This is a genomic window from Flavobacterium praedii (assembly GCF_026810365.1).
Taxonomy (GTDB): Bacteria; Bacteroidota; Bacteroidia; order Flavobacteriales; family Flavobacteriaceae; genus Flavobacterium; species Flavobacterium praedii.
Map to the genome: position 1 here is coordinate 200,001 of NZ_CP113948.1, position 11,974 is coordinate 211,974.

General features: G+C 35.1%; 14 protein-coding genes (1 of these 14 running past the window's edge). 2 read left to right on the plus strand and 12 right to left on the minus strand.

Annotated features, from left to right (window positions below; translation table 11 throughout):
- Together OYT91_RS00975 and OYT91_RS00980 are read left to right on the plus strand one after the other, a co-directional pair.
- Window positions 1-220 carry the end of an ISAon1 family transposase gene (locus OYT91_RS00975; protein ID WP_432419420.1) on the plus strand. It extends 734 nt beyond the left edge of the window, so the window shows 220 of its 954 coding nt (coding positions 735-954); its start codon lies beyond the left edge, outside the window; it ends in the stop codon at window positions 218-220.
- Between the two features lie 113 nt (window positions 221-333).
- Window positions 334-1,284, plus strand: coding sequence for an NAD(P)H-dependent flavin oxidoreductase (locus OYT91_RS00980; RefSeq protein WP_281239132.1), 951 nt, complete (start codon window positions 334-336; stop codon window positions 1,282-1,284).
- Window positions 1,285-1,768: 484 nt separating this feature from the next.
- Here the strand turns inward: OYT91_RS00980 and OYT91_RS00985 are convergent, their stop codons facing one another.
- The 12 genes from OYT91_RS00985 to OYT91_RS01040 form a co-directional block, all read right to left on the minus strand.
- The gene (locus OYT91_RS00985; RefSeq protein ID WP_281239133.1) at window positions 1,769-2,095 is read right to left on the minus strand and encodes a hypothetical protein; all 327 of its coding nucleotides are present in this window, start codon (window positions 2,093-2,095) and stop codon (window positions 1,769-1,771) included.
- Window positions 2,096-2,098: 3 nt separating this feature from the next.
- Window positions 2,099-3,505 (minus strand): NADH-quinone oxidoreductase subunit N, encoded by a 1,407-nt coding sequence (locus OYT91_RS00990; protein WP_281239134.1) that lies wholly within the window; start codon window positions 3,503-3,505, stop codon window positions 2,099-2,101.
- A gap of 36 nt (window positions 3,506-3,541) precedes the next feature.
- The gene (locus tag OYT91_RS00995; RefSeq protein ID WP_281239135.1) at window positions 3,542-5,035 is read right to left on the minus strand and encodes a complex I subunit 4 family protein; all 1,494 of its coding nucleotides are present in this window, start codon (window positions 5,033-5,035) and stop codon (window positions 3,542-3,544) included.
- A 9-nt stretch (window positions 5,036-5,044) separates the two neighbouring features.
- On the minus strand, window positions 5,045-6,973 hold the full coding sequence (gene nuoL, locus OYT91_RS01000) for an NADH-quinone oxidoreductase subunit L (RefSeq protein ID WP_281239136.1): 1,929 nt from the start codon (window positions 6,971-6,973) through the stop codon (window positions 5,045-5,047).
- Window positions 6,974-6,985: 12 nt separating this feature from the next.
- Window positions 6,986-7,303 carry an NADH-quinone oxidoreductase subunit NuoK gene (nuoK, locus tag OYT91_RS01005; RefSeq protein ID WP_269223483.1) on the minus strand — a complete coding sequence of 106 codons (318 nt, stop codon included), beginning with the start codon at window positions 7,301-7,303 and terminating at the stop codon, window positions 6,986-6,988.
- Window positions 7,300-7,821: an NADH-quinone oxidoreductase subunit J family protein gene (locus OYT91_RS01010; RefSeq protein WP_281239137.1), complete on the minus strand. Its 522-nt coding sequence runs from the start codon at window positions 7,819-7,821 to the stop codon at window positions 7,300-7,302. Before OYT91_RS01010 ends, nuoK begins: the two co-directional genes overlap by 4 nt.
- 4 nt (window positions 7,822-7,825) lie before the next feature.
- On the minus strand, window positions 7,826-8,302 hold the full coding sequence (locus OYT91_RS01015; RefSeq protein ID WP_269223481.1) for a 4Fe-4S binding protein: 477 nt from the start codon (window positions 8,300-8,302) through the stop codon (window positions 7,826-7,828).
- Window positions 8,303-8,307: 5 nt separating this feature from the next.
- On the minus strand, window positions 8,308-9,360 hold the full coding sequence (gene nuoH / locus OYT91_RS01020) for an NADH-quinone oxidoreductase subunit NuoH (protein ID WP_281239138.1): 1,053 nt from the start codon (window positions 9,358-9,360) through the stop codon (window positions 8,308-8,310).
- Window positions 9,361-9,381: 21 nt separating this feature from the next.
- Complete coding sequence (locus OYT91_RS01025) at window positions 9,382-10,503, minus strand: NADH-quinone oxidoreductase subunit D (RefSeq protein WP_281239139.1); 1,122 nt, start codon at window positions 10,501-10,503, stop codon at window positions 9,382-9,384.
- Between the two features lie 6 nt (window positions 10,504-10,509).
- Window positions 10,510-10,971: an NADH-quinone oxidoreductase subunit C gene (locus OYT91_RS01030; protein ID WP_281239140.1), complete on the minus strand. Its 462-nt coding sequence runs from the start codon at window positions 10,969-10,971 to the stop codon at window positions 10,510-10,512.
- Window positions 10,972-11,065: 94 nt separating this feature from the next.
- Window positions 11,066-11,626 carry an NADH-quinone oxidoreductase subunit B gene (locus OYT91_RS01035; protein ID WP_269223478.1) on the minus strand — a complete coding sequence of 187 codons (561 nt, stop codon included), beginning with the start codon at window positions 11,624-11,626 and terminating at the stop codon, window positions 11,066-11,068.
- Window positions 11,617-11,967, minus strand: coding sequence for an NADH-quinone oxidoreductase subunit A (locus OYT91_RS01040; RefSeq protein ID WP_269223477.1), 351 nt, complete (start codon window positions 11,965-11,967; stop codon window positions 11,617-11,619). Before OYT91_RS01040 ends, OYT91_RS01035 begins: the two co-directional genes overlap by 10 nt.
- Window positions 11,968-11,974 lie beyond the last annotated feature (7 nt).

An 11,974-nucleotide genomic window follows, 5' to 3' on the forward strand; every position in this document is an offset into this window, starting at 1 on the left:
TTGGTATAGAAATGTGGAGGAATCCGGATTTAAAAACTTTAATATCCTGCTCAATACTATAACTTTTAATTACCAGTCAATTTTGAACTATTTTGATAATAGAAGCACAAATGCTTCTGCAGAATCTTTCAATGCAAAAATAAAAGCTTTTAGAAGTCAATTTAGAGGAGTAAGAAAAATAGATTTCTTCTTATTTAGATTATCCAATCTTTTTGCTTAATCCCCAACTTTTGTACCTGATCCCAAAAAGCATGGTTTTAATTAATTTTTAAAATACTATTCATGCGTAGTATATTATTATGTTATATTTGTGAAATATAAAAAATATATGTAATGACAAAACCTTCACTAACTGCTCTTTTACAGATTAATAAGCCATTAATTATGGCACCAATGTTTTTGGTTTCGAATACAAAAATGGTTATTGAAGGTATGAAATCGGGTGTTGCGGGTTGTATTCCGGCTTTAAATTACCGTACTTTAGACGAATTGCGTGCTTCTATTATCGAACTTCGGAATGCGAAAGTAGAAGGAGGTAGTTTTGGATATAATTTAATTGTCAATAAATCAAATATAAAATACAAGGATCAATTAGCGGTTTTGTGTGAAGAAAAAGTTGACTTTATAATCACTTCTTTAGGTTCGCCAGAAGAGACTATACATGCAGCCCATAAAGTTGGAATTAAAGTTTTTTGCGATGTTACTGATTTAGCTTTTGCAAAAAAAGTAGAAAGTCTTGGGGCAGATGCATTAATTGCTGTAAACAATCAAGCTGGTGGGCATAGAGGTTTGCTTTCTGCTGAGGAATTAATAAGAGAATTAAATTTAAATACCACTTTACCCGTTATTTCTGCGGGAGGTGTTGGTACAAAGCAAGAATTGGAAACAATGTTGAGTTATGGAGCAGTTGGTGTTTCTGTGGGAAGTCCTTTTATAGCTTCGTTTGAATCTGGTGTTTCACAGGAATATAAACAAGCGTGCGTTGATTATGGTGCAAAGGATATTGTGTTGACCGAAAAAATATCGGGTACGCCTTGTACGGTTATCAATACGCCTTATGTTCAGAAAGTAGGTACGCAACAAACTTGGTTGGAAAAAACGTTGAATAAAAATAAATCGCTAAAAAAGTGGGTAAAAATGATTCGCTATATGATGGGATCGAATGCTGTTACTAAAGCGGCAACACAAGTAACCTACAAAACAGTTTGGGTCGCCGGTCCAACAATTGAGAATACAACTGAAATTACCTCTGTCGCCGAAATCGTTAAGAAACTAACTTTGTAATTTTGGATTTTAATAATTAATAGTGTTGCATTAAATACCGCATTTAATTATTTCTTTTGGTTATAAAAAAATATAAGATCAATACATTTGTTTTGAAAACTGAATTGCGAGAGGGATGGACGCTGGCTACCGAAGTAGCGCAAACAGCCCGACCGCAGTATAGAAAGGGGGCGAATAAGCGGTATGCTTATTTTGCCCCCTTTCTATAATGTGGTCTCGCCCTTATTATTTAAACCCAGATTCCGCATTAGAAATTTACTACATCTGAATTCTTCTGCAAAATCAAGCACTTTTTTCACACTATTTTATTTTATTTTGGAGTTCAAGATACGCTTCGCTTGGTTCTCCCATTTTTAGAATCAAAATACAAAAGTATTCCTCATTTAAAAATAGTCCGTGAGCACTTGCTTTTATTGAATAATTCAGCTTCGTTACAAAGTCTAATGCGGAATCTGGGTTAAATTAAAAACTGAATTATTTCTGGTTACGAATTCTTCCAATATTGTGGTTTTGTTGCATTTGTTCTTTGAAACCAGTAGTCTTGGGTTACTCTATGGCCGTTTTGGGTTTTTAATTTTCGTTCGAATATCCAGATGGTAGGATTGAAAACCATATCGGTGACTGCAACGGTAAACAATTGAGGGTCTTCTTCGGTTTTTTTCTTTTCTTCATCAAGTATTACTTCAAAACCATTGTGTTCCAGTAGTTTTTTTAAGAAATTGGAACGACTTTCATCTACTCCTTTTTCGACAAAAGTAACTCTGGTTTCGCCAATGCTTCCAAATGAATGTTTTCCGTCTAGTGATGCCATAACTTATTTATTAAATATGTTGCTTAATTCAAAAATGTAATCGTAAAGCGGACTGTATAAACCAAGAACCAGAATCCCTAATACTGAAATAATAAGTCCTAAACGCATGTAGATTTTGTTATTAAAAAAAGGAATAGGGTTTTCATTTTTTCTGATAAACATAGCTCTCACCACCAACAAATAATAGTAAAGCGAAATAGTTACGTTGACAACAGCTAAGAAAACCAATAGATAATATCCTTTGCTTGCAGCGGCTGCGAACAAGAAAAATTTACCAAAAAAACCTGCTACTGGAGGTATTCCGGCTAATGAAAACAAAGCTAGCATCATCACGAGACTGAGGTTGGGGTTTGTTCTATAAAGCCCATTATAATCATCTCTATTTTCTTTGCCTGTTTGTAATGAAATGGCTTGTACAACTCCAAAAGCGGCTAAATTGGAAAAAATGTAAACGAGTACAAAATAAACTACCGTTGCGGTTCCTAATTGTGTTCCCGAAATTAGCCCCAATAATATGAAACCTGCTTGTGCTATTGAGGAGAAGGCCAAGAAACGTTTCATGTTTTGTTGGCGTAAAGCAAACAAATTTCCAATAAACATAGTGGCTATTGCAATGACATAAATAATATTTTCCCAAACGTGCATTAATGGTTTTAGGATTGTAAACATTAAAATCATTAAAATAAAAGCGGAAGCTCCTTTTGATATAACGGATAAATAAGATGCAACTCCAATTGGCGCCCCTTCATACACATCTGCAGTCCAAAAATGAAACGGAACCAACGATATTTTGAATGCCAATCCTGAGAAAAACAGAATAGAACCCAATAGTGTTAAATTGGTACTTGTTAAAAGTTTTAGGAGATCCTCAAAATAGATTGAACCCGTAGAGGCATACAACAACGAGATTCCAAATAAGGAAACTCCCGAAGCCAATCCAGCAGATAATATAAATTTGATACCGGCTTCACTGGAGATTCTTTTGGAGGTTTCCCAAGCGACCAAAGCGGCTACAGGTAAGGTTGCTAATTCTAATCCGATGTAGAACATTAGAAAATCACCTGATGAAATCATAAAATACATTCCTAATAGAGAAGAAAATAAGAGTATAAAAAACTCGGTTCCTTTGTTTAAATGCACCATTTTCTCTTGAATCCAATCAGCCGATTGAAGCAATACTATCAATACTCCAACATTAAGAACATTTTTGAAGAAATGAATTAAGGTATTGGTACGAAACATTCCGCCAAATAAGCTGCTTTCTTCGATTGTAAAAAAACCTATTACGGTATGAATTCCAAATAAGAAAAGGGCTAAATGTACGATGCTTGATTTTTTGTTATTGGGTATGAAAATTTCGCCTACAATTAGCAATAAAATAATTGCCAAAAGGAAAATTTCTTGTCTCATTATGTTAAAACTGTTCAAATCCATTTTTGTTTTTTTTTAATGATTTAGTACTCCTTGAATGAATGGTTGTATACTTGCCATTGTCATATTACTTAACCAAAGTGGGGCAACTCCCATACCAATCATTGGAATTAATAATAGCATAATACCTGTTATTTCGAACCAAGTTACTTTTGGTAAATCCAAAAATTCTTCATTTTTTACGGGTCCCATAAGCATTATTCCAAGAACTCGAAGAATGTAAACTGCTGTTACTACAATTGCCGATACTGAAATAATGGTAGCTACTCTATAAAACATTTCTTGGTGTTGAAAAGCGCCAACAAAAATGTTCATTTCGGCCACAAAACCACTAAATCCAGGTAATCCCAGCGAAGCCAAACCTGCAATAACATAAATAACCGAAATAAAAGGCATCACCTTCAGAAGACCTCCCAATTTGGTAATGTCCCGAGTATGTGTCCTTCCATAAATCATCCCTATTAAGGCAAAAAACAAGGCTGTCATAAATCCATGTGAAAGAGATTGTAAAATAGCACCGTTCCAAGCCGTTTTGTTCAACATTAATAAAGCAAACAACACCATACCCAAGTGACTTACTGAGGAATAAGCATTTATATATTTAAGGTCGGTTTGGTATAATGCTCCAAAGGCTCCATAAATGACTCCTGTTGCTGATAATATAATGAAAAACCAAGACCATTCTATTGCTCCTAGAGGTAATAAAAACATGGCAATTCTAAAAACTCCATAGCCTCCTAATTTCATCAAAACTCCTGCATGAAGCATTGATACTGCTGTTGGAGCAGAGGCATGACCATCTGGAGACCAAGTATGAAATGGAAACAAAGCGCCTAATACTGCAAACCCAATAAAAGTAAATGGAAAAAATAATTTCTGTGCTTCAAATGGGATGTGTACTTTGGCAATTTCCAAAATATTGAACGTTAAGGCACCTCCATCTGCGTTCGAATTAAAGTAGATTCCCAATACTCCAACTAATAAAATAGCAGAAGCTCCCATTAACATTAGTGTTAATTTCATTGCAGAATATTCTTTGGGACCTGAACCCCAAATTCCAATTAGCAAATACATTGGAATTACCGCAATTTCATAAAATACAAACATGGTAAACAGATCAATGGAAATAAAGAATCCATATACTCCTGATGCTAAAACCAAGAGAGAAATGAAAAATTCTTTGGGTAGATCATCTGTTTTCCAAGAAATAAAAACACCTGCCAATACCACAATTGAAGTCAATAATAATAGGGCCACCGAAATACCATCAACTCCAATGGCATAATGAATGTTGAAATTTTTAAACCAAACTGTATCTTGAGTAAAGAGCATTACGCTGTTGTTAATAGCTCTTTCTTTAAAATAGGCAAAAACCAGATGAATCGCCATACCCAATTGGATGATACTTCCAACCATCGAAATAGTTCGTGCCTGTTTTAATCCTTTGGTAAAGACCAAAGCAATAATGGTGAGTACAGGTACAATTACAAAAAGTGATAAAATATCCATATTATTTGATTATTTTGTCCATAAATAAATAAAAATCAAAGCTATAACTACAACACCCGAGACAAAAAACATAGCATAATCTTGCAACCTTCCCGATTGTAATCCTTTTATTTTTTGAGAAACGAGTACTGTTTTGTTACCAATACCTTCCATCGTACCATCAACATATTTTTTGTCGAATTTGGCAATGGGAGTTGAAATGAGGTTGAAAATAATTTTTTTGGTAACGAACATATATATTTCGTCAAAATAAAATTTATGATACGTCCATTTATAAAACACTCCAAATCCACTGGCAAACTTTTGGGCCAAATCATTTTCTTTTTTATAGAAGACCCAAGCCAAAATAATACCTGTCAATCCAGTACCTACTGCTACAGCTGCTAATGTGTAATCCAAATGCCCTTCAAACCCAATTTTGTCGGCAGTTACAAATTCGCTAAAAGGTATAAAACCTGCTACAATACTCATAAAGGCCAAGAACAATAAAGGAAATGCCATTGACATTGGTGATTCATGAGGCGTGTGTTTGTATTGGGTTTCTTTGCCCCAAAATATTCCAAAATAAAGGCGGAACATATAAAAAGCGGTTAATCCCGCCACGAAAAGGCCAACAAAATAAAGCAATTGATTTTTTTCGAAAGCAGCAACCAAGATTTCGTCTTTACTCCAAAAACCTGCAAATGGTGGAACTCCTGCTATTGCCAGTGCTGCAATCAAAAACGTAATATTGGTAATGGGCATATACTTGCGTAATCCTCCCATATCTTTTAAATAATTGCTATGAACAGCGTGAATCACAGAACCTGCTCCTAAGAATAACAAGGCTTTGAACATGGCATGTGTAAACAGATGAAACATGGATGCCATATACCCAACACCTTCGTGACCGTTGTAACCAGAAACTCCCAACGCCAGCATCATATACCCAATTTGAGACATAGTTGAAAATGCTAAAACTCGTTTAATATCCGTTTGAGTAATGGCGATTATTGCTGCAAACAAAGAAGAAAATGCGCCGACATAAGCCACAACATTCAAAGCAAATCCATTTTCTACGAAATAATACATTGGAAATAATCGAGCCACCAAAAAAACACCCGCCACAACCATTGTCGCAGCGTGTATTAAAGCAGAAACGGGTGTTGGTCCTTCCATCGCGTCTGGTAACCAGATGTGCAAAGGAAACATAGCTGATTTTCCAGCTCCTCCCATGAATATGAGAAGCAGTGCCCAAGTAATTACTGATAATCCCATAAAAGAGGAAGCTCCCCAATTCAAAAGCAACCCTTCTCCTTCTGGATTTACTGCATTTAATGTCTGAAAATCAAAAGTACCAGCGTAATATCCGACGATCAAAATTCCAATCAAGAACCCAAAATCAGCAAATCGAGTTACAATAAAGGCTTTTTTTGCAGCGGCCACTGCCGAAGTTTTCGTGTAATAATAACCAATTAGCAAATAAGAGGAAACACCCACTAATTCCCAGAAAATGTAAATTTGAAAAAGATTTGTTGCCAATACCAATCCGAGCATTGAAAAAGAGAATAAAGATAAAAAGGCAAAGAATTTGGTATATCCATTGTCGCCTTTCATATATCCTCGACTATAAATATGCACCATCAAAGAAATTGTCGTTACCACAACTAGCATCATTACAGTAATTGGATCAATCAATATTCCCATATCAATATGCAAGGTATCTGTAAAGTTCATCCACACGGTTTTTTCGACAAATGTTTGGTAAACTCCTTCGACTTTTCCCAAAACAAAAAAGTATTGGTAAGCTGTATAATAAGATAGAGCAGCCGAAATCGACAATCCCAAAACACCAATGTATCCAGAAACTGCTGGTTTGATTTGCTGGTTAAAAATTCCCAAAAGCAAGAACACAGCCAGTGGAATTAACGGAATTAAAAAAATATAAGTTATGTTCATGTTTTCAGAATATTAGTACTTCATAATTTCAGTGTCCTTCACTTCTACAGAGCTAATTTGTCTATAAAGGTTGATAATAATTGCAACAGCTAGAGCGGTTTCGGCAGCAGCCACTGCTATGATAAAGATGGAAAAGAAAACACCTTGTAAAGCATCTGGATATAAATACTTGTTGATGACAACAAAATTTACAGCCGAAGCATTTAAAATTAATTCGAGAGAAATTAAAATTGAAATCAAGTTTTTTCGAGTTATGAACCCATAAATACCTATAAAAAACAGGATAGAAGTAAGGGTGAGAATTTCGTAGATGCTTATTCCTGCTATCATGATATATCATCGTTTTTAGTTAGTTTTTCTCCTTTTCCTATAATTATGGAGCCTATAATTGCAGCTAATAATAAAATACTGATTACTTCAAAGGGCAAAATAAATCCTCCAGCCTCGTAGTTCAAAAGGCCCATTCCAATATCAGATACTGTTGTGGTTTTTGTGTTTTCTATAACCTTAAAATCATTCGAATAAATAGTATATAAAAAGATAGAAAGTCCAATCAAACAAATTAAAGCGGTTGCTAATTGTTTTGATTTTTTGGCAACTTCCAGTTCCATTTCAATATGATGAACCAAAAGCACCGAAAATATGATGAGCACAATTATACCACCTGCATAAACGGTAAGTTGAACGGCAGCTAAGAAATTATAATCAATCAAAAAATAAATTCCTGCTATTCCGATGAGCACAAATAGTAGATAAATAACGGATCGAAGCATTTGGCGACTGGTTACAGAAGCAATTGCACCAACAATCATTATCACTGACAAAATATAAAATACAATTTTTTCCATAAGATTAATCTTCAAGTCCAGACACCACTTTTGATCCTGGTTTGTTTAAAACTCTAGTTAAGTATTTTCTATCATAAACCGAATTTTCAAAATTCTGAGCCCATTTGATAGCATCTGTTGGACAAGCTTCGATACATAAACCACACATGGTGCACATTCCTAAATGGTAAATATGTTTGTCTATTAGTTTTTTCTTTTTGCCCGTTTCAGGATCAATTTGTCGATCCCAAATAATTTCGATACTTCCGTTTGGGCAAGCCAACTCACATTTTTGACAACCTGTACACCGATGCAAATTGTTTTCATCGTGAGGCATAACAACTTCGCCACGAAAACGATCAAACATTTTTAAGGTATCTCTGTTGTCGGGATATTGTTGGGTTATAGCCCCTTTTCTGGAATGTAAAAAATACTTTCCAGTAACACTCATTCCCGTAAGCAGTGTTTTAACGCCATTATATATATCAGAAAAATAACTCATGACTTTTAAAATTGAATGGTTAGTTTTAGTAATACGATCAAGGCCATTATTACCAAGTTTAATAGATTTAAAGGGAGTAAATATTTCCATTCTAATACGAGGAGCTGATCAATTCTTAATCTTGGAAATGTCCATCTAAACCACATCATTAAAAAAATGATAACCAAAGTTTTACTCAAAAACCAGAATACGCCCAAAAGAGGTATCGATTCGGTTATGCCAAATGGGGATAAATATCCGCCAAAGAAAACAGTGGTCGCTATAGCTGAGATTATAAACATATTAATAAATTCGGCCAAGAAGAAATACGCAAATTTCATCCCAGAATATTCCGTGTGAAAACCAGCACCTAATTCGGATTCGGCTTCTACTAAATCAAAAGGAGCTCTATTGGTTTCTGCTGTTCCAGCAATCATATAAATGCAAAAGGCAATGATTGCAGGGATGTGACCTTGTACAATAAGCCAGCCGTTTTTTTGAACTTCAACAATTTCCGAAAGTTGTAACGAACCCGTCATTAAAACCATTGTTAATAATGACAATCCAACAGATAGTTCGTAACTAATGGTTTGAACCCCGCTTCGCATGGCGCCGATTAAAGCAAATTTATTGTTGCTGCTCCATCCTGCCAATAAGATTCCGATAACACCAATGGAGGAAATTGCTATTAAAAAGAAAACACCAATATTAATATCAAAAGCTTGAAATTCTTTCGAAAAAGGGAAAAGAGACAAGGCCATTAATGCAGAAACGATAACAAAATAAGGAGCTAAATTGTATAAAAATTTATCGGCTTTTATGGTTCCTGTCAACTCTTTGGATACCAATTTTAAAGCATCGGCCATGGTTTGAAAAATGCCTTGATACCCTACTCTATTTGGTCCGATTCGCAATTGAAACCATGCTGCAACTCTTCTTTCGAGCAAAACCAAGTACAATCCGGCAACAGCAAAAACAGCAAGATAAACTACGGCTATCAAAACCATTTCAACTATACTTGCAACACCAGAAGGCATGAGGCTAAAAAGCCATTCGTGAATATTTTTTGTAATGTTCATTGTTACATTTATTTTTTACTGTTATCGATCAATATCTGGGATTACTAGATCCAAAGTTGCCATTGTTGCTACCAAGTCTCCAATTTTTCCGCCAACAGCAATGTGATTTAATAAGGATAAGTTGGAAAATCCAGGGGAACGAAATTTTATTCGATATGGATTTTTGGTTCCGGTACTTATCACGTAAACTCCCAATTCTCCTCTGGCTGTTTCTACTCTTTCATAATATTCGCCAACGGGTAATTTGATTACAGCGTCTGTGGTTACTTTGAAATCACCTTCGGGAATATTGTCAATTAGTTGCTCAATTATGGATAAGGATTCCCACATTTCTAGAATACGAACTTGGTAACGAGAATAGGTGTCACCTTCCGTTTTTAGAACTTCATTAAAATTTACTTTGTCAAAAGCACTATACGGATGATGTTTACGTACGTCACAGGAGTAACCAGAAGCTCTTCCAACAGGTCCCGATGCTCCATAAGAAATAGCAGCTTCTTTGGACAAAATTCCAATTCCTTTCATTCTTTTTTGAAAAATAATATTGCCGGATAATAGCAAATCGTATTCTGGAAGTTTTGTTTTGAAATGAGCGATAAACTCTTTGGTTCTTTTTACAAAGTTGGGATGAATGTCAAACATCAATCCGCCTGGAACATTGTAGTTCATTGTTAATCGAGCTCCACAAGTTTCTTCGAATATATCATTGATTAATTCTCGATCTCTAAAACCATAAAAATAAGTGGTCAAAGCGCCTACATCCATACCCATAACTCCCCACCACAATGTATGTGAAGCTATTCTAGTCAATTCATCGAGTATGGTGCGAATGACTTTTACACGATCAGGAATTTCAAGTTGCAGAGCGTTTTCAACAGTTAAGCAAACTGCTTCGTTATTAATATGAGAAGATAAATAATCCATTCTATCTGTCAAATGGACAATTTGTTGGTAGCTGTCTCGTTCGCTCATTTTTTCGATAGAGCGGTGAATGTATCCCAAATCGGGTTCTACTTTTTTGATTATTTCACCATCTATAGTCAATAACAACCGCAAAACCCCATGTGTTGCTGGGTGTTGTGGCCCCATGTTGATGAAATATTCTTCGGATTTAAAATTGTTGGTTATGGTAGCTGTTTCCATGTTTACTTATTTGATTACCATATTAATTTCATCTACATAGTCTTTTCTTAACGGAAACCCGTCCCAATCTTCGGTCAAAAAGAGTCTTTTTAAATTAGGATGATTTTTGAATTTTATTCCAAAAAAATCAAACACTTCTCTTTCATGAAATTCGGCTGTCGCCCAAATATCATAAACCGAATCAAATGTTGGGTTTTCTCTATCTTCCGTTTTAACTTTTACTACAATAATATGTCGGTGTATGGTTGATTCTAAATGGTAAACAACTCCTAATTCCTTTCCCCAATCTACACCGCTTAAGCAAAATAAATAATCAAAACTGGTTTCAGAATTATTTTTTAATTGTATCATTAATTGGTGCAAATGTTCGGGTTGAACAGTACTATTTAAAAACTGGGATTTCTCTTCTGTAAATTCCAATTCGGGAATCCAACTGCTTATTAAATTTTGTAATGCTTCGTTTGTCATAATTTGTAATATATTAAAACAATTAATTGAGGTACTAGTTCATAGAATACAAATAGAGGTTTGAAATCTTAACTCACTTCTCACTTCTCACTTCTCAAAGTCCTTCATCAAACCCATCAATAGGAAAAACTTTATTTTTCATACTTTCGGTTCTTATTTTTGCTTGTAGCATTAACATTCCTTCTAATAATGCTTCTGGTCTTGGAGGACAACCAGGAACATAAACATCAACAGGAATTACATGGTCAGCACCTTTTACAACCGAATACGTGTTGTAAAAGAAAGGACCTCCTGAGATAGCACAAGCTCCCATAGCGATAACATATTTGGGTTCGGCCATTTGATCATACAAACGACGCAACACCGGTGCCATTTTGTTTACAATTGTTCCTGCTATAATGATTAAATCGGCTTGTCTAGGCGAAGGTCTTGCTACTTCAAAACCAAATCTGGAGTAATCGTGACGAGCCGCTCCGGTTTGCATCATTTCGATAGCACAACAACTCGTTCCAAAGTATAGTGACCATAAAGAATTTGATCTTCCCCAATTGATTATTTGGTCTAATGATGTAATGACAACATTTGCGCCATTTCCTGCAGGAATTACTTTTCCTGGGAAATCAGCTGGTATTTCGGGTGCAGTATTTATTCCCATTTTAATGCTTCTTTTTTCCAAGCATAGGCTAAGCCTAAACCTAATATTACTAGAAATATGATAATCTCATAAAAGGCCACCATTCCAATTTTTTGAAAAACAACCGCCCAAGGTATTAAAAAGGCTACCTCAACGTCAAATACTAAAAACAAAATGGCGTACAGATAATAACCAACTTTAAACTGAACCCAAGTAGGACCAATTGTAGTCATACCACTTTCATAAGGTTCTCGTTTTTGGGAGTTGTCTGATTTTGGTGAAATTAAATTAGAAAGAAAATTGGCTCCTGCTACTAGAATGATTCCGGCCAACAAGAAAACTATAATTGCTTCTGAACCCATATTGATA

Bases quoted from the DNA above. Each gene is read 5' to 3' on its own strand.
- nuoK (WP_269223483.1), bottom strand. From the start codon at position 7,303: ATGATAGCAGGAATAAGCATCTACGAAATTCTCACCCTTACTTCTATC.
- OYT91_RS01010 (WP_281239137.1), bottom strand. From the start codon at position 7,821: ATGGAAAAAATTGTATTTTATATTTTGTCAGTGATAATGATTGTTGGT.
- OYT91_RS01030 (WP_281239140.1), bottom strand. From the start codon at position 10,971: ATGACAAACGAAGCATTACAAAATTTAATAAGCAGTTGGATTCCCGAA.
- OYT91_RS00995 (WP_281239135.1), bottom strand. From the start codon at position 5,035: ATGGATATTTTATCACTTTTTGTAATTGTACCTGTACTCACCATTATT.
- OYT91_RS01025 (WP_281239139.1), bottom strand. From the start codon at position 10,503: ATGGAAACAGCTACCATAACCAACAATTTTAAATCCGAAGAATATTTC.
- OYT91_RS01040 (WP_269223477.1), bottom strand. From the start codon at position 11,967: ATGGGTTCAGAAGCAATTATAGTTTTCTTGTTGGCCGGAATCATTCTA.
- nuoL (WP_281239136.1), bottom strand. From the start codon at position 6,973: ATGAACATAACTTATATTTTTTTAATTCCGTTAATTCCACTGGCTGTG.
- nuoH (WP_281239138.1), bottom strand. From the start codon at position 9,360: ATGAACATTACAAAAAATATTCACGAATGGCTTTTTAGCCTCATGCCT.
- OYT91_RS00990 (WP_281239134.1), bottom strand. From the start codon at position 3,505: ATGAGACAAGAAATTTTCCTTTTGGCAATTATTTTATTGCTAATTGTA.
- OYT91_RS00980 (WP_281239132.1), top strand. From the start codon at position 334: ATGACAAAACCTTCACTAACTGCTCTTTTACAGATTAATAAGCCATTA.
- OYT91_RS01035 (WP_269223478.1), bottom strand. From the start codon at position 11,626: ATGGGAATAAATACTGCACCCGAAATACCAGCTGATTTCCCAGGAAAA.
- OYT91_RS00985 (WP_281239133.1), bottom strand. From the start codon at position 2,095: ATGGCATCACTAGACGGAAAACATTCATTTGGAAGCATTGGCGAAACC.
- OYT91_RS01015 (WP_269223481.1), bottom strand. From the start codon at position 8,302: ATGAGTTATTTTTCTGATATATATAATGGCGTTAAAACACTGCTTACG.